We start from the raw sequence: 22,935 nt of genomic DNA, 5'->3' as shown, positions 1-22,935 counted from the left end.
CATGATCAAGACCTTCTTCTCGAAAAATCACGATTTGGTTCTGGTCGGCGGTGTCATCGCCATCCTGCTCGTCCTGTTCTCACCGATTCCGCCGGTCCTGCTGGACCTGCTGATCATCGTGAACTTCGCCCTGGGCATGACCATCCTCTTGATGACCTTCTATGTCGACAAGCCGGTATCGTTCTCGACCTTCCCGTCGCTGCTGCTGGTCGCGACGCTGTACCGCCTGTCGCTCAACGTCGCGGCTACGCGCCTGATCCTGACCCAGGCTCACGCCGGCGAGGTCATCGGCGCGATCGGCGCTTTCGCCGTCCAGGGCAGTTTCGTCATCGGACTGGTCGTCTTCTTCATCCTGGTGATCGTGCAGTACGTCGTCGTGACCTCCGGCGCCCAGCGCGTGTCCGAAGTCGCCGCGCGCTTCGTGCTCGACGCCGTCCCCGGCCAGCAGATGAGCATCGACGCCGACCTCAACATGGGCCTGATCGACCAGGACGAGGCCAAGCGCCGCCGCAAGGCCATAGAAAAGGAAGCCGCCTTCTACGGCGCCATGGACGGCGCCAGCAAATTCGTGAAGGGCGATGCGGTCGCCGGCATCATCATCCTGCTGATCAACATCATCGCCGGCTGGATCATCGGTGTGGCCCAGATGGGCATGGACTGGCTGACGGCGTTGCAGACCTTCAGCCTGCTGACGATCGGCGACGGCATTGTCACTCAGGTGCCTGCCCTCATCATATCGACCGCTACCGGCATCATCGTTACCCGGTCCTCGGCCGACCGCCGGCTCAGCACCGAAGTGCTTTCGCAGCTGGCCTCGGTCCCCAAGATCCCGCTGATCGTCATGGGCGCGCTGTTCGTGTTGCTGCTGCTGCCGGGCATGCCCAAATGGCCGATCGCCATCCTGGCTGCGCTGGCCGCAGCCTTGTGGCTGTCCTCACGCCGCAAATCGCGCGCCGCCGAAACCGCCGCCGAGGACATGATCGTCGACGATGCGGCTGCGGGCAAGGGCGCCGGCCAGGGCCGCGCCACCATCCAGATCCTGCTGGGCAGGGAGCTAAGCGTCCATTGGACGCCGCTGAAACCGTTGCTGGGCGAGCGCATCGAGACCCTGAGGTCGCAGCAGGAACAGGCGTCGGGCTTTGCCTTCCCCGCCGTCGTCTTCCAGGACGGCCCGGCGCTGGGCGCCAACGATTACGAGGTGCAGATCTACGGCGCGCGCCACGCCCGCTCCAGGCTGTTCCCGGACAAGACGCTGGCCATCCGCACCGCGGCCGTCAAGGACACCCTGCCGGGCGTCGAAACCCGCGATCCGGCCTTCGGCATCGCCGCCGTGTGGATCGACGCCGACCTGCGCGACCAGGCCGAACGGGGCGGCTATACCCTGGTCGATCCTGTCACCGTGCTGACCACCCATCTCGGCGAAATCCTGCGCAGCGGCGCGGCGCAGCTGCTGACGCGCGCCCACGTCATGGCCATGCTGGAAGAGGTGCGCGGCCGCCAGCCGGGCCTGATCGAGGAACTGGTGCCGTCGATCATGACGGTCAGCGACATTCAGCGCATCCTGCAGAACCTGCTGGCCGAAGACGTCTCGATCCGCAATATCGACCTGATTGTCGACACGCTGGTCGACGTCGGTCGGCAGACCAAGGACCATGCCGATTTGACCGAACTGGTGCGGCAGAAGCTCAACCATGGCATCTGTCACGATCTGCGCGCCGGCGGAGATCAGTTGGCGGTGCTTAGCCTCAATCCCCGGCTGGAAGCGCAGATTACCGACAATATCCGCCGCAGCGACGGCAAGTCAGGCCTGGTCATCGAACCCCGGCTGGCCGAACAGCTGATCCGCACGCTGATGCCGCTGGCCGACCGGATGATGCAACAGGGCCTCTCGCCGGTCCTGCTGTGCGGCCCGGAAATCCGTCATCATCTCAAGGCCTTCACGCGGCGAACCATTCCGCGGCTGGCGGTCCTCTCGGTCAACGAGGTCCCGCCGTCGGTCGATCTGAGTTCATTTGATGTGGTGGCGATTGATTAGCCGTGACGTCATTACTGACGCCCATAGTTTATCGAGCTATATCAACAACTTGGACCGCCGCCGGCTGGGCGTTAGGTCTGCTACAAAAAGACACCTCCATATGATCAGGTTCGCGTTGTCATCCTGTTGCCCGTGCCGCCATTCCAACCCCGCGCAGCGGGGCCAACAAGACACGCGAACAAACAACGCTGTTGCCCGAGAGACGGCATTACGCCTTTGAGGTCTCGGGTAATCGCAGGTCAACCTCGGGCGGGAGCTGATGCTCCATTGCGGCAACAGTTAATGCTAAACTCCCGTGCGAAAAAAGCCTCCACGGAAGCTACCCTTTAATATTCGCCTAGTTTCATTGAATATTTGATAATTCGAAATTAAATCATCGATACTATTTGTTACAGATAGTAAATTACCACCAAGTACCGAATCCATTTCGGCACTATTTTTTGTCAAAAAATCCGAATCGATGAACTCTGACCAACGGGTACCGAAATAATTTGCCCACGCCAACTCTGCCATACCTCCTTTTATTGATGTAGGAAATGCTCCAAGAAAAAATGAGTATGCGTCCTCCTGCTGCAATTCCGAATTATCTCTCTCATAATCTGTTATTAGATGGAGATAACCGTAATGAGCTTTAGATATTAAAATCAATTCCTTGAACAAATTCATCCAATTGAATTTATCAACATACATAGCATCAAATATTATAGCACCTGATCCAAATTTTCCCGTGTGATGGACTGATAATTGAGAGACAATTCTATGCTTTTTCCTGCAAAAAAATGGATTACCAGACCAATAGGATATCGCATCACTCTCTTTAGCAATCGGCTTATTTATAGGCTCGAAATTTGATGCAAACTCCGGACTAAGAAGGCGGTTTGAGAAAAAAAACCGAAGCAAATTCTCACCAAATTCAACCTGTTTGGTGTCTTCGTCGGTCAGAATGGAAATGAGTATCTTAGGTTTAGCCATATATATATCCCCAAATTATCATAAGGCTATTATGGCCTAACGACTTTATTACCCTTCAGCACAACGTTCGTCCAGGAACCCGTTGTCGGATTGAATTCAAAAATTTTCCCTCCTGTTGCCGCAACGGAACGTTGTAATGGCAGAGATATCGTCTTGGTGCCAGGGCTTACCACGAGGTTAAACGACTGCCCGCCATCAAGGGCGAGCTGATACTGAGCTCTAAGCTGTTCGGTAAATGAAAGTGATTGGACTTTCTTGATATCCAGGACTCCAGACTGGGCACCCCACAAATCAGGTATTGTCGTAACTTTACGTCCGTCGGCCAATGTCACTGTTACGGCTTGCCGATTCTCTGTCATTCGTAATGAATCTTGAACTGCATTTTGAAAGGTTCCGCCGTCAGCCTTGTTCAAGCTTATTTGCTTTGGGCCTGTAAGAAGTAGCGGCTCTCCACTCTCTGCGGCAGGCGGCGCTGCGAAGCTCGGGCCTTCGCCGAGCCCTACGGGTGCATGAGTGACTGTCCTTTTGAGCGCCGAGAAAATGCCGCCGGTCACTGACGCCAAGCTCTTGACTACGCCCACGCCAGTTTTCACCCCCAGTACCAGATCGCCGGCGGTCACAATCCCTTCCGATGCATCCGACGGTTTGCTCTCAGTATATTTAGCCCCGTCGTAAGCGCTCTTGATTCCGCCCTTTACTGCGTCATGGGCAAAGCCCCAGACTTGCCCTTCCGCAAACCTTACCGGCCCTCCAATCACTGTGAGAGCAGTGCTGGTGAATTCCACTGCGGCCCCTTGGGCGGGATGGTCGTTCAAATAGGTGTCTATACTTCCTTCGATATTCTTTACGGTCCCACCAAATTGGATCGCCAAGTGGTCGCCCGTCTTGCCCAAAATACGGTCGTGCTCCCCTGTAACCGTGACGTCTTGCGCCTGAAGACTTTGTGATACCGGCGCGTTTTGGGTTTCGACGTTTCCCGTAGCAGACGAACCATAGAGCATTTGGTGGATTTGCGCTCTGGCTTCTTTCGGAAGATCTGCGGAAGAAGCGTCCAAAGCGCCCAGAACGGCTGCCGTACCTTGTTCCCTAAGCTCTTCCTTGGTTTTGGGATCACTGGTGGTCAGCGCCTGCTGCTGCAAGTCGTACCCTTGGACAGGTCGGCCTTCATTTGCGCACGTAACTCAGGCGACATAGCGTCCCTGCCCACTCGTGTCCGCGCGTCATCGATAGTCGCGAGCGCACTGCTAACAATAGCTCGCTTAAACTGCGCCGCGCTGATTGAATCCGCAATGATATTCCCAATGGTTCGCCGATGGCGTCCGGCAGAGATTCACGCAGGCTCTTGCCGAAGCTCTCATGCGTCACGGCGGACCGCGTCGCGGCGCCCGCCAGCAGACCAGCCGTACCCGAGATGATCCGGTCGGCCGTGGGACCGAGAGGATCAGTAAGGACATTGATCTTGGCCCCATTTGCCGCCGTTATTGTCTCGGTCGGATGAAGCAGGCCGTTCACCTCCCAGTCCGCGACCGCCATCGCACCCGACACGGCTACCGCCGTCCAATCGAACTTCTTCTGCATACGTGCAGCGATGTCGACGCCCTGGCTCACGACATTGGTCGCAAGGCCACGTTCGAGCATTTGTGGAAGGCCGGAGCCCGGGAGCCAATGCCCGAACGCACCGCCGACGGCGCCGGAGATCGTGCCCATCGCCACGGCGTTCCAGTTAATGTTCTTCTGCATCCCCGCAGCCACGGCAAAGCCCTGGCTGGCCAGCCCGCCAGCAAGCCCTGCCACGGCGCCAGCGACGACCGCCTGTCCAAGCGTCGCACCGGCGGCAACGGTGGAGGCATATGCAATGTCTGCTTCCGCTATCGATCCGGTAGCCGCCCATGCCGTAGCCGCCGCCGCGTTGGCGGCCTGGCCGACCAGATACCCTTCCATCTCGGGCGCCACGATCGCCGTGACGATAACCGCGATGGCGATCATAATCACTTCCCCCACGAACCCGCAGCCGCTGTCGCGTTGTGGCGGCTGCGGCTGGGTCGGCTTGGTGTTGCCCATGGTGTCAGCGGGGTCGTACACCTTGAAGGTCGAAGCGTTGTTATGGATATTGGCCGGCTTGGCCGGAATGCGCAGGGTCTGACCGGCGCTCAGCGTCGTATCGGCATACAGCCCGTTGGCATCCGCCAGGATGTACCACAGGCTGGAATCCCCCCACAGGTTCTGTGCCACGTCCTGCAGGCTTTCCCCGCCCAGCGCCGTGAAGCTCGATGTCGACTGGTCGAGCGTGGCGGCATTGTACGCCTCGTAATTGATGTCGATATTGCCCGCCAGGTTGCCCGCCGGCGTCGTGTAGTCGAACGTCGTCCACGCCTGCGTCACCGTGGTCGAGCTGGCCTTGTCGTTGGCCAGCTGCTGCGCATAGTCGATCCGGTCGGACAGGCTGTCCGTGCCCACATCCCCGATGGCATGTTCGTCCAGATAGAAGAAGTCGCGCCCCGCGCCGCCGGTGTAGTTGCCCGTCTGCGCCGACACGTACCATTCCCGCCGCGACACCACCTGCCCCGCCATGTCGGTCTGGTAGAAGATCTTGCGGTTCACCCCCGTGTCCTGAAGCTCGTACAGGAAGCCGTCGCCGTCGTACGAATAGACGGAATTGCCCGTCGTCTGCCCCGTCGCCGTCACCGTCGCCGTCTTGGCCGAGGTCCACCAGGCATAGCTGTACGTCGTCTCGGTCGAGGGCTGAGAGGTGCCGTTCTTGTACTGGTCGGACTTGGAGTGCGTGATCACCCCGATGTCCTGGCCCGTGTAGGTGCTGCCGTTCAACAGCTTGTAGTCGTTGTGGATCACGCTCTTATAGGTGACCGCCGTGCCGTTCTCGGTGCCGTAGGTGTAGTCCGTCTCGTCCGTCACCCGCCCGTCGCCGTCATAGCTCATGTGCCGCGTCTCAAGCGTCGAGCCGTCGGCGTTATTTTCGACATAGTCGGTGTTGCGCCCCAACAGGTCGTTCGTCCGCGTCACGCGCTGCACCGCCGCCCCCAGTGAGCCGTTGCTCACGGTCGCTATGGTGACGCCCGTCACATAGCCGTCGGCGCTGTACTGATAGACCTCCTGGTGACCGTCACTGGCGTAGGTCGCCGAATGCCGCTGGCCGTCAACGTCGTAGGTAATGGCAACCCCGCCACTGATAACCCCGGCCGAAAGCGAACCGCCCGTCAGCACGAAGCGGTTCATGCTGTCGTACTTGTACCAGTCTGTCGAGGACGTCGTGCCGCCGCGGATCGTGTACGAACTCTTGACGCTGCGGCGGTTGCCGTTGGCGTCGTAGGTATAGACGATGTCGCTCTTGCCGTCCTTGTATTCCGTCACACGGTTCAGCGCGTCGTAGCTGATCCCCGCGTTTTCCGTGAAGGTCGACGTCGTCCCCGTCTTGAAATAGGTCTCGCGCACGCGGTTGCCGTCGTTGTCGTAGGCATAGACCGACTTCATCGTCACCACGACCGCCGCCGTCGTGTCCGACTGCGACACCGAATATGGGTCCGACGCATAGTCGCGGTGCGAGGTGTCGACAATCGTCGCCACCTGGCCCGCCACGGTATAGGTGTAGTCGACCTCGCCGCCGCCGGTCGTGTTCTGCTGCACCGTCACCCGCGCCGCCTTGTCGTAGGTGAAGCTGGTCGCATGCGCCCCGAAGTCCGAACTGCTCAGCACCTTGCTGAAATAGTCGCTGACATAAGACGCCACCTGCCCCCACGCATTCGTCGTGCGGGTCCAGTGCCCGTCGTCCGTCTGGCCGGCCGTCACCCGCGTCGTCGCCGTCCCCGCCGTCCACACATAGCCGTAGCTCGTGATCTGGCTGCCGAAGGTCACGGTCTTGCTGACCCGCCCTTGCAGGTCGTAATCGGTCGTCTCGGCGCCCGACTGCGCATTGTTCGTGTGACGGGTACGCTCGTTCAGTTCGTCGTAGACATAGGTGTCGAGCAGATAGGTGCCGTCGCTGCGGACAGCGTGTAGCTCACATCGCCACTGTTACGCGCCGCGTGATCGACCCCCAGAAGGCGGTTGTCCAAGGTCGTAAGGTCAGTAAGTGACTCTGACCCCTTTTCCTTCGTGACCCCTTTTCCTTCGTATTTCCTTCGTATTTCCTTCGCTTGAGGTCATCAAGGAGGACGGAGTTAGGCTTCTACGCCGATGGTTGCAAACCAGATGCTATCCCCAAACGAGCCACAAACTCCAGACGCTCGGCCACCGCAGCTAAGCCGCTCTTGTCTTTGGCAACCTCATACATCAACGGGTCAACGATGCCGCTGTCCCGAATAAATTCAATATACTGCTCAATCAGATGCGGAACGCGGTCCGGTTCTGTCAGCGCTGCGGCCGCAACGCCATAATAGGCCCGAAGCGGGAAGCCGTTGCATAACGGATGGACCCGCGTCTCAATCGGTTCGTTGAGCCCCTGTGCACATTCTCCAAGCGACGAGTAGCGCTCAAAAAATTCAAACCCATCAGCCTCAAGCATGGCTCGGATGTTCTCCGCCGCGACAGTCGCGTCAACTTCAACATGAGGGAACCGGATAATCTGCTTTTCGTCTCTAGCGGCTACAAACGGGAAGAATTGCAAGCCCCTGTAAACGGTCGTCGTGTTCTTGCAATTGGCATCCCCCCATATGTGCCCCAACTGATTAACAATTTCATCAACTCGGTTGTGACGCACACCAAGACCACAATTTACAACCTGATACCCACCGTTTTCAGGCATTGGAAATGACGGCAGCGATAAATATAGAAACCCGAAACGTTCACGCTTAGAAAATGATACGTCTATCCCTTTCCGTATCTTGAACCCTCGGCCTTCCAATATCGGCTGCATTTCATCTACTAGTGCTTTAACCGCTCTGTTCAAAATTTCCACCATTCGCCTGGCTGAGGATATGTTGGGCCATTGACCCTTACTGGAGTAGTGGGCGCAATTTTGGCACCGGCCGGCAACCCAATAGCCTCACCTTTTGCGCCTACAATCACGCCGCCATTTTGCTCAAGAAGCGGGAAATGCAGTTGCTGCCGGGCAGTCAATGGCGCGTCCGTACTGAGTTTAAACTCCAATGCACCAAATTGTCCATTATCCAAGCGATATCCAGCCAAATCAAGAACTGTACGCCCCTCAGCTAGGGTGCCGTCAGCATTGAAAGCTCTGACTGACAATCGTTGAGTCGACTGACCTGGCAAATACGCTTCCGTGCTCGCCCGAGCGACTCCGTCAGCTTCGAACTTTAGGCCCTGTGTAAGTCTCGGCGGGACTGCGGTCTCTGCGGCAGGCGGCGCTGCGAAGCTCGGGCCTCCGCCGAGCCCTTCGGGTGCATGAGTGGCCAGTCGCTTAAACCCGACGATACCGGCAGTGCCTAACGCCTTTACTCCGGCTATTGCCTGTGGCCCTTGGATGGCAAGCGATACGCCCCAAACGAGTCCGTCCCCTTGTTTGTATGCCTGGCTGTCAACATAACCTGTGGGATCGTTGGGATTCTGACCGTTTACGGTCGAATATTCTTGGCCGAACACGCCGATAGCGACGTCCTTGGATTTGTCCTGGACGACACCCCAGCCCATACCTTCCAATGCAGCCACCGGGTTAGCCGCCATCATAACAACGCCGGCAGTGTTGATTAGAAAATCGGCGGCCGGATTTTTGGCACGGAAATCCGCTATGCCACCCTCGATCTGGCCGTGGATCGACCCCACTTTTTCTGACGCCCAGTCCACCGGACCAAACAGATAGCCATTACGCGGATCATGGTTGGTCACAGGAAGATCGCCATAATCCATCGGAGCATCATACTTCTGATCCGGAGTATTGAACCTATACTGAGCTTCGATACCCTGCCTTATGTCGGAATAATCGTCACCAGCGAACACTTTATCGAAATAAGATCCAATTGCCGATTTAAATGTTCTAGCAGATTGCGATCTTATAGTTTCGTCACTCGACGCAGCCTGGTCCCGTGAATTTTGTAGATTTTGCTTCAGCTCGCCCTCTGCCGCGGCATCTGCGTCCAAATCCGCCTGCGACAGTTTTCCCGTTCTCTGCTTTTTGACTGCCTCGACCTTATCATTCATTTGAGCCGTAACGACATCGAGACTACTCGCCTTTTTTATGGCTTGCATTTGCGCGTCGTGTTGTTGCATCTCGTCCGCGATAATCCCGCCGATCGTATTGCCGATGGCGTCCGGCAGGGCTTCACGCAGGCTCTTGCCCAGGCTCTGATGCAGAGCCATGCTGCGGACCATTACACCAACGGTCAGCGATGCGCCCCCGGTTGCCAGTCCGCGCTCGATCAGGCGTGTGCTGGCATCCGCCGAGTTCGGCGTGGTATCGAACAATTCGCCGGCCCAGGCCGATGCCGCGCCCTCCGCACCCGATACCGCCACCGACGTCCAGTCGAACTTCTTCTGCATCCGTGCAGCGATGTCGATGCCCTGACTCACGACATTGGTCGCAAGGCCGCGCTGCACCGTCGTTGCCAGGTCCGTACCCGGCATCAACTGACCCAGGCCGCCACCGATCCCGCCGGAAATCGTGCCCATGGCAACCGCACCCCAGTTCACTCTCGACTGGATTCCCGCTGCCACGGCGAAGGCTTGGCTGGCGAGACCGCCGGCGAGACCGGCTATGGCGCCGGCTTCGACCGCGCCTACAAGGGCCAGGCTGCTGGCGGCCGCGGCCGCCGACGCGGCTGTTGCTGCGGCAGCGGCTGCGGTCGCTGCAGCCGCCGCTGAGCCGGAAACGGCGGCAGTGGTCGCTGCAACTGCGGCTGTGGCAGCAGCATCGGCAGCCGCCGCCGACGCGGCCGTCGCGGCTTGCATAGTATAACCTTCGGCCCATGGCGCCACGACCGCCGTGACGATGACCGCGATGGCGATCATGACCACTTCCCCGACGAACCCGCAGCCGCTGTCGCGTTGCGGCGGCTGCGGCTGGGTCGGCTTGGTGTTGCCCATGGTGTCGGCGGGGTCGTACACCTTGAAGGTCGAGGCGTTGTTATGGATATTGGCCGGCTTGGCCGGAATGCGCAGGGTCTGCCCGGCGCTCAGCGTCGTATCGGCATAAAGCCCGTTGGCATCCGCCAGGATGTACCACAGGCTGGAATCCCCCCACAGGTTCTGCGCCACGTCCTGCAAGCTTTCCCCGCCCAGCGCCGTGAAGCTCGATGTCGACTGGTCGAGCGTGGCGGCATTGTACGCCTCGTAATTGATGTCGATATTGCCCGCCAGGTTGCCCGCCGGCGTCGTGTAGTCGAACGTCGTCCACGCCTGCGTCACCGTGGTCGAGCTGGCCTTGTCATTGGCCAGCTGCTGCGCATAGTCGATCCGGTCGGACAGGCTGTCCGTGCCCACATCCCCGATCGCGTGTTCGTCCAGGTAGAAGAAGTCGCGCCCCGCGCCGCCGGTATAGTTGCCCGTCTGCGCCGACACGTACCATTCCCGCCGCGACACCACCTGCCCCGCCATGTCGGTCTGGTAGAAGATCTTGCGGTTCACCCCCGTGTCCTGAAGCTCGTACAGGAAGCCGTCGCCGTCGTACGAATAGACGGAATTCCCCGTCGTCTGCCCCGTCGCCGTCACCGTCGCCGTCTTGGCCGAAGTCCACCAGGCATAGCTGTACGTCGTCTCGGTCGAGGGCTGAGAGGTGCCGTTCTTGTACTGGTCGGACTTGGAGTGCGTGATCACCCCGATGTCCTGGCCGTTGTAGAGCCCGCTTTGCGCATTGCGCAGCTGGTAGTCGTTGTGGATCACGCTCTCATAGGTGACAGCCGTGCCGTTCTCGGTACCGTAGGTGTAGTCCGTCTCGTCCGTCACCCGCCCGTCGCCGTCATAGCTCATGTGCCGCGTCTCAAGCGTCGAGCCGTCGGCGTTATTTTCGACGTAGAACGTATTGCGGCCCAACAGGTCGTTCGTCCGCGTCACGCGCTGCACCGCCGCCCCCAGCGAGCCGTTGCTCATCGCCGCTATGGTGACGCCCGTCACATAGCCGTCGGCGCTGTACTGATAGACCTCCTGGTGACCGTCACTGGCGTAGGTCGCCGAATGCCGCTGGCCGTCAACGTCGTAGGTAATGGCAACCCCGCCGCTGATAACCCCGGCCGAAAGCGAACCGCCCGTCAGCACGAAGCGGTTCATGCTGTCGTACTTGTACCAGTCCGTCGAGGACGTCGTGCCGTTGTGGGAAGGGCGGTTCAAATCGACGATCGTCGATGCCGAAGACTATGTCATGGCCTGCTATCGTTACATCGAGGCGAATTCGGTTCGGGCGCGTATGGTTGCCAAGGCGGAAGACTATGTCTGGTCGAGCTATACTGCTAATGCTTTTGGCCGCGCCGATCCCCTGCTTTCGCATCATGAGGTCTACGGGCGTCTGGGTGACACAGCCGAAATCTGTCAGGCGGAATATCGTCCCCTTTTTACCGAGGGGCTTGGCGAGAATGTTGTGGCGATCATTCGCGACGCAACCCAGCGCGGGTGGGTTCCGGGCAGCGACCGTTTTCGGCGCCAGATCGCAGAAGCGCTTGGGCGGCGCGTCGAGCCGCCGGTCAGGGGGCGCCCCAGAAAGACCGAGGAAGAATTCACACCGCCAGATACTGCTCCTGTCCTCCTATCTTTTTGCACCCAGTTTGCCAGATTCTTAACTCCCATCCCAATCTTTTGGCTCTTCCGCATCCAGATAATCATAGCAGCGCAAGATTGCCGCCCATGCCGATGCCTCTGATTCTTCACCGGACCAGCGGGTGACTTTCATCCATTCCGCTGCCGACGAAAACCAACCGTTTGTAAGCCACTGATTTGTTTTTCGCTTCAGGAACGCAGTCTTTGCGGCTTCAACGTCTGCGGGGGTGAACTCGCCGTACAAGTCATTGCGACAAAGCATATAGGCCATTTGCGCCTCAGAGCTGACACGCTTCGGTGAGGCTGGAGGTGTTAGAGACTGTTTCAAAAGGTCTCTGACGCGATCGAATTTCATTAAAAAAGACAGCGTGTTGCGCAACACGCTGTCTTTGAATTCGTATTATCTACGCGAGACCCAAACGCCATTCGAACATATTGGATCCGCTTTCGAAGATTCAACGAATAGCTATTGCAACAATTTCAGTGAGGATGGCTCTAACTTAGCACCAATCAATTGCGTAAATTCGTATGCGCAAATGACAATTTTCTACGTATGAAAGAGCGCGATTCAAAAACGTTTATCAATGCAAATGGCATCGAATTTGAACGCGATTTTGATACGCATTTATCATCGAATTCATATCGAAATGGGCCAACGAATTAGCGTGGAATTTAACGCATATCGGATCGTACCATCGATAAATATCACCATCAAATATGAGCCCTAATTTGAGGGGTAAATTAATTCGAATTGACATCGGGGAAAAATAAGGGATAACTAGCTTAACGAAGAGATAAATCTCTTCATCAAGTTTGCCGAACGACCATGGAGGGTCAACGGGGCTCGATATATCATTCCAAACACGGCAATTCGTCGAGGCGACACGTCGCATCGATTTTCTGTGTTTAAAAGACTGGCGGACGTAGCTGGACTCGAACCAGCATCAGCAACTTAGTAGGGAGCCGCTCTTTCCAGTTGAGCTATACGTCCGCCTTGTAGGCCCTGCCTGTCGACAGGCAGGGCCTATCTACTTGCAGAAACCATCCAAGACGTTAGCACAGCCGGACATCACCCGAAAGGGGGAGTTCGTGAATTTTTAACTATATGCCGTGTCGATTATCGACACGGCATTCTCATTATGTGGGATTATTTTATCCCATTTATGATGGTCCAGGTTTGCCAGCACATGGCATCGCCCTTCAGTTTCTCTTCCTTCATGCCTTTTAAGTTCGTGACCATCTCAAGAAGGTAGAACTCGTTGCCACCGTCGCCGCTGCGGACCTTGTACATGATGTTCTCGCACATAGTGTTCGGTAGCTTGGTGCAGTTTGGATAGCCTGCCGAAAATACGAATATCAATGTATCTGGCTCATCTGACGGCAGTGGCAGCACGTCAAAGCCAAACTTCTTGAGATACGCGTCGCGTAGATCAGACGTGTATGGATGATATTTGAACGGCACGTTCTCGCCTTTATCATTCACACAGAACAATTTCGGCGTCGCGTTCGATGTCTCCGCCAGACACACTCCAGCAGCGACGATAGCGCATAGCGCTACGACTTTTCGCATAGTCTCCCCATGTTCAAACGGCCCGAGCCAAGCTGGCGTCAGGCGGTTAGAAACGCGCGAACAGGGTAAGCACGCCCCACGTATTCCCCGCTCTGTATCGTGAGATACAGAGGAAGAGGGTATTGTATTCGGTGGGCCGCCCGACCTAGCGGGATGCCCTGTTCAACGTTTCATACGTATCGCGAAAAGTTTCTACGCTCCGCGCGACGTGAGAACGTTAGCACATAATGCGTATTCGGTCATGCGCATTGTTTTCTTGACTTTCGAATCAACCTGTGATAGATTTCAAATTGAAAATTTATCTAGGTTGTAAATGTCGAAGGGTTATCCATCGGACATAACAGACCTCCAATGGGATTTTATTCAGCATCTTATCCCAAGGGCGAAGTCGGGTGGACGGCCGCGCACGACGAATGTGCGTAGCGTCGTGAACGCGATTTTGTATCAAGTGCGAACGGGCTGTCAGTATCGACAGCTACCGAACAATTTCCCACCCTGGCAGACAGTCTATCGCTATTTCAAAGCGTGGCAGAAGAAAGGGATCGTTCGAAAGATTTCTCGTGAAGTCTATGAACTCGCACGCGTAGCGTACAATCGCGATCTGTCGCCCAGCGCTGTTGTCATCGATTCACAGTCTGTGAAAACTGGCAAAGCTGGTGGCTCGCGTGGCTATGACGGTGGCAAGAAAGTCAAGGGCCGCAAGCGTCATCTAGTGACAGACACGCTCGGCCTATTCGTCGATGTGCATGTCACAAAAGCGAACGTTCACGACACAAAAGGCGGTCAGAAAGTTTTGGCCAAAGCTGCCAAATGGCTGAAACGCAAGCCAGAAGCTGTCTATGCCGACAAGGGCTATCAAGGCGCGCCATTTGAAGAGTGGACCAAGAGCAACATTGGCGCTCAGGTGCTCACGTCGAAAAACCCCGCCATGATCGCTAAAAAGTTCATTCCTATGAAAAAGCGCTGGGTTGTCGAGCGCACCTTCGCATGGTTCGGCGACTATCGTCGCATCAAGGAAGATCATGAACGTCTGATCACTCACAGCACAGCCATGATACGCTGGGCTATGATAGCGTTCACGCTAAGACACATATGCACTGATTAATTGGCGAAGCCATGTCTGAAATCATGAAAAGGTATTTAAATACCGCATGTGTAAAGTCTTCATGAGTGCATCATGCACTATGTGGAGATATTATGTTACACTTCTCTATGACAACATGGGAAAGGCGATCCAAGTTTTTTAGATCGCGCTTAGTTCGCTACTTTGCCGCATTTTTAAATGTTCCAATAAACATTCATCAGGATTTTTACAGATCTAAAATGCAAGAGGAATATTTAAAAATCAAACGCGAACAGCATAATCCATAAAGAATTTTAAATCATCAAGCTCGTTAAAATGCCCTATGTAAACGGCAGATTTATTATTCAACCTGCGAATAACAATTCTGTCCACGCTAGGGTCAATTTTCGATTTCAATCTAGACCCAAGAGATGATATGTTCAGATCGGAGCTGACAAGGTGAAACGAAGTGGTTTCCCTCCACTCTTTTAAAGAAATTCTTTCAATTTCTTCGATTAAAGCTTCGTACCTATGATCATACGAAGCGTTTCTGTGAATACGATACGAAATCCAGTAGTGCGAAGCCATATTATTCCTATCAAATCAAACGTTGGTGTTGGGTGGACATTGTCCACCCAACATACGCTGTTACAGACGCTTACAGTGGTCACAGAGCGGAAGCCCGCCGGTACCCTGCCTCTTATTGTAGGACTCGATATTATTGCCCTCCGTGCACTTGTTGTCATCGTGGTGCACCTTGGTTCCCGGCTTTGCCGAGTGGAAAGCAGCTACTTTAGCCATATGTTTTCTCCTGTAGGACCCCGTCTGGGCCACAACCGGGAACATAGTGAGAACTCATCGCTTTTCAAGGGCGAGTCCATAAAAAATATTAACTATGCCGAGATTTTTTGTGCCCGTTTGTTCTCACAGAGCTTCAAAGAGCTGATTTGACAACGCTCTGACGCTGTGATGGCAAAAACTTTTGAAACAGTCTCTAAGGTAATTCGCCTCCGCATCACCAACCGCGCGGGATACCGCGCCGGAGAAATTCTTCCATGATCTGTTCGCCGTGACAATGACTGTCGATATATCGGAACTGGCACCAGATCCAGCCTGATAACCCGATCCTCCCGCTGTTACAGGCCCAGTATGACCGAGGGACGGGTTGCCGCCCGGTCCAATCTTGCCGTCAAAACCCACCCAATCGCTGAAAATATCCCAAGCGGCAGCAAACCAGTTGCGTTTCGCCGGAGCCGTCGAACCGGCAAGCAGAGTGTAATACCCAACGTCGGTCGGTTGTCCGAGGACTGTCCCGTAACGCAAATCGGCGGTCGTAGCCGATGCGCCCGAAGCAGCTAATTTGTCCCTATAGAACACATCGAAGTCTGAGGGCGGATTGTCAACGTCGATGAGCGTGCCATTGGCACGAGCCTCCTGTTTCAGTCTTTCATTGACTTCTGGAGATATGCCGCCCCCCGTTGAAGTATACGCGGCCTGTATTCCATCGGCGACGATGCCGCCGATCGTATTGCCAACGGCGTCCGGCAGAGATTCACGCAGGCTTTTGCCGAGGCTCTGATGCAGGGCCAGACTGCGAATTGTTACACCCGCGGCCAGCGACGCGCTCCCGGTCGCCAACCCGCGCTCGATCAAGCGCGTACTGGCGTCCGCAGAATTCGGGATGGAGTTGAACAAATTGCCAGCCCAGGCTGCAGCACCGCCAGCTACGCCGCCGACAGCGACAGCTGTCCAGTCGAACTTGTGCTGCCAACCCGCGGCGACATCAATTGTCTGGCTAATAGCGCTTGTGGCCGCACCGCGTTCAAGGCCCGCCATAAAGCCTGTGCCTGTTATGAATTTGCCTACACCTGCCCCGACCGCGCCGGAGATCGTGCCCATCGCCACGGCTTTCCAGTCGATCTTCTTCTGTATCCCCGTCTCCACGCCGAAGACCTGGCTGGCCAGTCCGCCTTCAAACCCCGCTATGGCGCCGGCTTCAACAACTGCCAGCGGCGCGGCGGCGGCGACAGAGGTCGTGCCGGCTATGGCCGACAACGCCCCCGGAAACACGATCGCCGTAACCACAACCGCGATGGCGATCATAATCACTTCCCCGACGAACCCACAGCCGCTGTCGCGCTGCGGCGGCTGCGGTTGGGTCGGCTTGGTGTTGCCCATGGTGTCGGCAGGGTCGTACACCTTGAAGGTCGAAGCGTTGTTATGGACATTGGCCGGCTTGGCCGGGATGCGCAGGGTCTGCCCGGCGCTCAGCGTCGTATCGGCATACAGCCCGTTGGCATCCGCCAGGATGTACCACAGGCTGGAATCCCCCCACAGGTTCTGCGCCACGTCCTGCAGGCTTTCCCCGCCCAGCGCCGTGAAGCTCGATGTCGACTGGTCGAGCGTGGCGGCATTGTACGCCTCGTAATTGATGTCGATATTGCCCGCCAGGTTACCCGCCGGCGTCGTGTAGTCGAACGTCGTCCACGCCTGCGTCACCGTGGTCGAGCTGGCCTTGTCGTTGGCCAGTTGCTGCGCATAGTCGATCCGGTCGGACAGGCTGTCCGTGCCCACATCCCCGATCGCGTGTTCGCCCAGGTAGAAGAAGTCGCGCCCCGCGCCGCCGGTGTAGTTGCCCGTCTGCGCCGACACGTACCATTCCCGCCGCGACACCACCTGCCCCGCCATGTCGGTCTGGTAGAAGATCTTGCGGTTCACCCCCGTGTCCTGAAGCTCGTACAGGAAGCCGTCGCCGTCGTACGAATAGACGGAATTCCCCGTCGTCTGCCCCGTCGCCGTCACCGTCGCCGTCTTGGCCGAGGTCCACCAGGCATAGCTGTACGTCGTCTCGGTCGAGGGCTGAGAGGTGGTCCCCTTGTACTGGTCGGACTTGGAGTGCGTGATCACCCCGATGTCCTGGCCGTTGTAGAGCCCGCTTTGCGCATTGCGCAGCTGGTAGTCGTTGTGGATCACGCTCTCATAGGTGACAGCCGTGCCGTTCTCGGTACCGTAGGTGTAGTCCGTCTCGTCCGTCACCCGCCCGTCGCCGTCATAGCTCATGTGCCGCGTCTCAAGCGTCGAGCCGTCGGCGTTATTTTCGACGTAGAACGTATTGCGGCCCAACAGGTCGTTCGTCCGCGTCACGCGCTGCACCGCCGCCCCCAGCGAGCCATTGCTCATGGTCGCTATGGTGACGCCCGTCACATAGCCGTCGGCGCTGTACTGATAGACCTCCTGGTGACCGTCATTGGCGTAGGTCGCCGAATGCCGCTGGCCGTCAACGTCGTAGGTAATGGCAACCCCGCCGCTGATAACCCCGGCCGAAAGCGAACCGCCCGTCAGCACGAAGCGGTTCATGCTGTCGTACTTGTACCAGTCCGTCGAGGACGTCGTGCCGCCGCGGATCGTGTACGAACTCTTGACGCTGCGGCGGTTGCCGTTGGCGTCGTAGGTATAGACGATGTCGCTCTTGCCGTCCTTGTATTCCGTCACACGGTTCAGCGCGTCGTAGCTGATCCCCGCGTTTTCCGTGAAGGTCGACGTCGTCCCCGTCTTGAAATAGGTCTCGCGCACGCGGTTGCCGTCGTTGTCGTAGGCATAGACCGACTTCATCGTCACCACGGCCGCCGCCGTCGTGTCCGACTGCGACACCGAATATGGGTCCGACGCATAGTCGCGGTGCGAGGTGTCGACAATCGTCGCCACCTGGCCGGCCACGGTATAGGTGTAGTCGACCTCGCCGCCGCCGGTCGTGTTCTGCTGCACCGTCACCCGCGCCGCCTTGTCGTAGGTGAAGCTGGTCGCATGCGCCCCGAAGTCCGAACTGCTCAGCACCTTGCTGAAATAGTCGCTGACATAAGACGCCACCTGCCCCCACGCATTCGTCGTGCGTGTCCAGTGCCCGTCGTCCGTCTGGCCGGCCGTCACCCGCGTCGTCGCCGTCCCCGCCGTCCACGCATAGCCGTAGCTCGTGATCTGGCTGCCGAAGGTCACGGTCTTGCTGACCCGCCCTTGCAGGTCGTAATCGGTCGTCTCGGCGCCCGACTGCGCATTGTTCGTATGACGGGTACGCTCGTTCAGTTCGTCGTAGACATAGGTGTCGAGAAGATAGGTGCCGTCGCTGCGGACAGCGTGTAGCTCACATCGCCACTGTTGCGCGCCGCGTGATCGACCCCCAGAAGGCGGTTGTCCAAGGTCGTAAGGTCAGTAAGTGACTCTGACCCCTCTGACCCCTCTGACCCCTTTTCCTTTCTCCTTATTCTTCCGGGCCAAGTCCACCACCAGGTCGGTCGCCAAAAGTATAGCCTCGTGAATCGAGCTCTTGGGATATAGCATAATTCTGCTCTCGTGTAGCCGTTCCGCCCCACCGACCACCTGATTCGGTTAAATATCGCTGAGTGAACGGCGACAGAGTATTACTGTCTGCGGCAAGTATTTACTGCTTTAGTACTTGGTTGGGAGCGCCTCATGGGAAAACCGGATGTCCATAGCAACGAGTTGCGCCTCGACCGCTTGTAAGATTGTCTCGGCGGAGGCCGTCGGGCGATGTTCATGGACAAGCTTAATTCGCACCGGCAGTCCCTTTGATTGCGGCACCGCTTCAAGATACTGACCTGAAGTCAGGTAATTGAGGTAGCCGCCGAGCTTATTTTCAAGCGCTGACAAATGTGCTTCCTCATCCTCCCACGGCAAATGATCCGATATGAGCAGGACAAGTTCATTCATGCGTTTATCGACGCCCATACCGTCTACTGTATCTGGCTGCTGAATAGTCATCGTCAATATCCCTTTGGAAGATCATCGGGTCGGATAATACGTACCTCGGTTTTGGGAGGAATTACAGTCCCTGCTGGATAATTTACACCCCCCTTAGTTCCAACAATGGTACCCCCATATTGTTCAACCAATGGGAACCCATTTGTCTGATTAGGGGTTAGCGGAGCCGTGGCGCTGCCTTTCGCCTCAAGTAAGTCAATGGCCAGGGTGTCGGGATTTGTGCCGAGGCCATCGACTCTGATTTTGAACGGTGCCGTGCCTGTGGATGTGTTCGGCCGGATCGACACCTCCTCGACGAAATTATCCAATGTGTCGGCTCCAAAATTACTGACGCGCCCTTGGAATGCCGCTCCGCTAGCTTTGTTAAGTTGGACTTGGCTCGGTAAACTCTCTGCGGCCTCAGAAGTTCCGAGAACTTTGGGCATATTGCCATATGTATCTATCCCATACTCACCGTCGAAGGAAGCCGCACTAAAGCCCGGAATTGTCGTGGGCGCCCTGGGAATGAGCATGGACGTAGAGCCTGCAAATCCACCGGCAATTAGCGTGATCCCCCCTTCCGCATATGCCGCTTGCTGTGGATTGAGCCCCGCCGCTTGCAAACCCTGATTGGTTAGTGTCTGTGTTGGCCTTCCGGTGAAAACTGTCCTCAGACCGGCCTGGAAGTCATCAACGCCGTGAGTAGCAAGCACGCCACCGCCGACAGCGACAGGAACCCCGACGCCAATCTCGCTTGTCGCCACACCCCCAATTACGGCTGCGCCGCCACTGCCAACCTCAAAAACTCCCCCCACCGTCTGCACCCCACCCATTACACGGGGGTGCGACTGCATCCACGGGACGACTGAATGGTCATAATTTCGCTGAACAGGATCGATATTCGCGACAAGCGCCTTGAATTGAGCCTGTTGCTGCTGAACCTTTTGATACTCGCCAGGGGATTGCGGCTGGTAGTAGAAGACATGGTTCCACGTACCGTTGTCGCCCAGCTTATTGGAGCTGAAGCGTGGGAAAAAGTCATGCTCACTTCCCAGACGGGTCCAATGCCCGCTAAATAAATCACCAAGAAAGCTATGATGCGGTCTTTGACCAACAACCACGACCACAGGGTTCCCGTCAGCATCGGTCTCGCCATCGGATTGCGTGACCGGCGAGCCGTAGTCGCCATCGGTCATCACTTCGGCGCCAAGCGGACCCCGCAACCGGCCCCCCAGCGTATTGTCCAGCGGACCGTAGCCCGCGGCGTATTGACCATCTGCCGTCTGATATTGGGCTTTATCGGCGCCGCTGAGCATGGCCTCCATCATGTCGTCTTTTGATAGAACGCCATCGTCCTTCGTCGCCCGCATCTGCCCTTTGATACCATCCCCGATCATCCCGCCAACGGTACTGCCGATCGCTTCCGGTAATTGCGCCATCGCGCTCTTGCCGAAGCTGTCGTGCGTCAGGATCATCTGCGTCGTGGTCTGGGCAAGGAAGGCGGCAGTGCCCACAAGCCCCCGCCCTACCGGGGTCAGGGTTCCGTCCTTGTTGAAGATCCCGCCGTCGATATTGTCTTGTCCCCAGTCTTCCGCCAGCTTCGCGGCCCCGGCGCCCGCGCCCGCGACCGCAACCGCCGTCCAGTCGAACTTCTTCTGAAGCCCGTAGGCCATGTTGACGCCTTGCTGGATAACACTGGCGGCTGCGCCCTGGGCCACGGCCGCCCAGTCGCTCGCGGCGTTCTGAGCCGCGCCCGCGGCATCGCCGGGTGTCTGCGGGAGCGACAAGCCATCCATTATCCCAGCCGTCGTCATGGCGGCCTTGACCTCGGTCCAGTTGAACTTCTTCTGGTTGCCGACGAGAATCTCGACGCCCTGGCGCGAAGCATCGGCCAGTCCCGCCGAAAGCTCAGGCGGCAACATCCACGTCACCGCGCGAACGACATAGGACACCACCATCGCGATGACGTCCCCGACGAACCCGCAGCCACTGTCGCGCTGCGGCGGCTGCGGCTGGGTCGGCTTGGTGTTGCCCATGGTGTCGGCGGGGTCGTACACCTTGAAGGTCGAGGCGTTGTTATGGACATTGGCCGGCTTGGCCGGGATGCGCAGGGTCTGACCGGCGCTCAGCGTCGTATCGGCATAAAGCCCGTTGGCATCCGCCAGGATGTACCACAGGCTGGAATCCCCCCACAGGTTCTGCGCCACGTCCTGCAGGCTTTCCCCGCCCAGCGCCGTGAAACTCGATGTCGACTGGTCGAGCGTGGCGGCATTGTACGCCCCGTAATTGATGTCGATATTGCCCGCCAGGTTGCCCGCCGGCGTCGTGTAGTCGAACGTCGTCCACGCCTGCGTCACCGTGGTCGAGCTGGCCTTGTCGTTGGCCAGCTGCTGCGCATAGTCGATCCGGTCGGACAGGCTGTCCGTGCCCACATCCCCGATGGCGTGTTCGTCCAGATAGAAGAAGTCGCGCCCCGCGCCGCCGGTATAATTGCCCGTCTGCGCCGACACGTACCATTCCCGCCGCGACACCACCTGCCCCGCCATGTCGGTCTGGTAGAAGATCTTGCGGTTCACCCCCGTGTCCTGAAGCTCGTACAGAAAGCCGTCGCCGTCGTACGAATAGACGGAATTCCCCGTCGTCTGCCCCGTCGCCGTCACTGTCGCCGTCTTGGCCGAGGTCCACCAGGCATAGCTGTACGTCGTCTCGGTCGAGGGCTGAGAGGTGCCGTTCTTGTACTGGTCGGACTTGGAGTGCGTGATCACCCCGATGTCCTGGCCCGTGTAGGTGCTGCCATTCAACAGCTTGTAGTCGTTGTGGATCACGCTCTTATAGGTGACCGCCGTGCCGTTCTCGGTGCCGTAGGTATAGTCCGTCTCGTCCGTCACCCGCCCGTCGCCGTCATAGCTCATGTGCCGCGTCTCAAGCGTCGAGCCGTCGGCGTTATTTTCGACGTAATCGGTGTTGCGCCCCAACAAGTCGTTCGTCCGCGTCACGCGCTGCACCGCCGCCCCCAGTGAGCCGTTACTCATGGTCGCTATGGTGACGCCCGTCACATAGCCGTCGGCGCTGTACTGATAGACCTCCTGGTGACCGTCACTGGCGTAGGTCGCCGAATGCCGCTGGCCGTCAACGTCGTAGGTAATGGCAACCCCGCCGCTGATGACACCGGCCGAAAGCGAACCGCCCGTCAGCACGAAGCGGTTCATGCTGTCGTACTTGTACCAGTCCGTCGAGGACGTCGTGCCGCCGCGGATCGTGTACGAACTCTTGACGCTGCGGCGGTTGCCGTTGGCGTCGTAGGTATAGACGATGTCGCTCTTGCCGTCCTTGTATTCCGTCACACGGTTCAGCGCGTCGTAGCTGATCCCCGCGTTTTCCGTGAAGGTCGATGTCGTCCCCGTCTTGAAATAGGTCTCGCGCACGCGGTTGCCGTCGTTGTCGTAGGCATAGACCGACTTCATCGTCACCACGGCCGCCGCGGTCGTGTCCGACTGCGACACCGAATATGGGTCCGACGCATAGTCGCGGTGCGAGGTGTCGACAATCGTCGCCACCTGGCCCGCCACGGTATAGGTATAGTCGACCTCGCCGCCGCCGGTCGTGTTCTGCTGCACCGTCACCCGCGCCGCCTTGTCGTAGGTGAAGCTGGTCGCATGCGCCCCGAAGTCCGAACTGCTCAGCACCTTGCTGAAATAGTCGCTGACATAAGACGCCACCTGCCCCCACGCATTCGTCGTGCGGGTCCAGTGCCCGTCATCCGTCTGGCCGGCCGTCACCCGCGTCGTCGCCGTCCCCGCCGTCCACGCATAGCCGTAGCTCGTGATCTGGCTGCCGAAGGTCACGGTCTTGCTGACCCGCCCTTGCAGGTCGTAATCGGTCGTC

Annotated in this window: 12 protein-coding genes and 1 tRNA gene; 3 read left to right on the top strand and 10 right to left on the bottom strand. The window is 57.8% G+C overall.

Annotated elements, in window-relative coordinates; all coding sequences use genetic code 11:
* The first annotated feature begins 1 nt into the window (after position 1).
* Positions 2-2,035, top strand: coding sequence for a flagellar biosynthesis protein FlhA (locus tag AB8717_RS20385; protein WP_443751357.1), 2,034 nt, complete (start codon positions 2-4; stop codon positions 2,033-2,035).
* 285 nt (positions 2,036-2,320) lie between these two features.
* On the opposite strand, the gene AB8717_RS20380 is transcribed toward AB8717_RS20385, so the two are convergent.
* From AB8717_RS20380 to AB8717_RS20360, 5 genes are all read right to left on the bottom strand, one after another.
* Positions 2,321-3,007 (bottom strand): hypothetical protein, encoded by a 687-nt coding sequence (locus AB8717_RS20380; protein ID WP_443751356.1) that lies wholly within the window; start codon positions 3,005-3,007, stop codon positions 2,321-2,323.
* Between the two features lie 29 nt (positions 3,008-3,036).
* Positions 3,037-4,146, bottom strand: a complete 1,110-nt coding sequence (locus AB8717_RS20375) for a putative toxin (protein WP_443751355.1) — start codon at positions 4,144-4,146, stop codon at positions 3,037-3,039.
* Between the two features lie 25 nt (positions 4,147-4,171).
* A complete protein-coding gene (locus tag AB8717_RS20370; RefSeq protein WP_443751354.1) occupies positions 4,172-6,877 on the bottom strand; it encodes a hypothetical protein in 2,706 nt (901 codons plus the stop codon).
* 313 nt (positions 6,878-7,190) lie between these two features.
* Positions 7,191-7,922: a hypothetical protein gene (locus tag AB8717_RS20365; RefSeq protein WP_443751353.1), complete on the bottom strand. Its 732-nt coding sequence runs from the start codon at positions 7,920-7,922 to the stop codon at positions 7,191-7,193.
* Positions 7,907-11,179 (bottom strand): hypothetical protein, encoded by a 3,273-nt coding sequence (locus AB8717_RS20360; protein ID WP_443751352.1) that lies wholly within the window; start codon positions 11,177-11,179, stop codon positions 7,907-7,909. Before AB8717_RS20360 ends, AB8717_RS20365 begins: the two co-directional genes overlap by 16 nt.
* Between AB8717_RS20360 and AB8717_RS20355 the strand changes: the two genes are divergently transcribed.
* Positions 11,178-11,765, top strand: a complete 588-nt coding sequence (locus AB8717_RS20355; RefSeq protein WP_443751351.1) for a hypothetical protein — start codon at positions 11,178-11,180, stop codon at positions 11,763-11,765. The two genes, AB8717_RS20360 and AB8717_RS20355, sit on opposite strands and share 2 nt — an antisense overlap.
* Before the next feature lie 812 nt (positions 11,766-12,577).
* On the opposite strand, the gene AB8717_RS20350 is transcribed toward AB8717_RS20355, so the two are convergent.
* Both AB8717_RS20350 and AB8717_RS20345 read right to left on the bottom strand, forming a co-directional pair.
* Positions 12,578-12,653: transfer RNA gene (locus AB8717_RS20350), tRNA-Ser, on the bottom strand.
* Between the two features lie 156 nt (positions 12,654-12,809).
* Entirely contained in the window at positions 12,810-13,232 is a 423-nt protein-coding gene (locus tag AB8717_RS20345) for a hypothetical protein (RefSeq protein ID WP_443751350.1), read from the bottom strand.
* Between the two features lie 313 nt (positions 13,233-13,545).
* Between AB8717_RS20345 and AB8717_RS20340 the strand changes: the two genes are divergently transcribed.
* On the top strand, positions 13,546-14,337 hold the full coding sequence (locus tag AB8717_RS20340; RefSeq protein ID WP_443751349.1) for an IS5 family transposase: 792 nt from the start codon (positions 13,546-13,548) through the stop codon (positions 14,335-14,337).
* 882 nt (positions 14,338-15,219) lie between these two features.
* Here the strand turns inward: AB8717_RS20340 and AB8717_RS20335 are convergent.
* From AB8717_RS20335 to AB8717_RS20325, 3 genes are all read right to left on the bottom strand, one after another.
* Positions 15,220-18,288 (bottom strand): hypothetical protein, encoded by a 3,069-nt coding sequence (locus AB8717_RS20335; protein ID WP_443751348.1) that lies wholly within the window; start codon positions 18,286-18,288, stop codon positions 15,220-15,222.
* A gap of 450 nt (positions 18,289-18,738) precedes the next feature.
* Entirely contained in the window at positions 18,739-19,071 is a 333-nt protein-coding gene (locus AB8717_RS20330) for a DUF6572 domain-containing protein (protein ID WP_443751347.1), read from the bottom strand.
* Between the two features lie 2 nt (positions 19,072-19,073).
* Complete coding sequence (locus AB8717_RS20325; protein WP_443751346.1) at positions 19,074-22,895, bottom strand: hypothetical protein; 3,822 nt, start codon at positions 22,893-22,895, stop codon at positions 19,074-19,076.
* Positions 22,896-22,935 lie beyond the last annotated feature (40 nt).

The sequence above is a fragment of the Asticcacaulis solisilvae genome, from assembly GCF_052327315.1.
GTDB classification, from domain to species: Bacteria; Pseudomonadota; Alphaproteobacteria; order Caulobacterales; family Caulobacteraceae; genus Asticcacaulis; species Asticcacaulis solisilvae_B.
The sequence above is the reverse complement of the archived record's forward strand: the minus strand, read 5'-3'. Positions and strand labels throughout refer to the sequence as shown.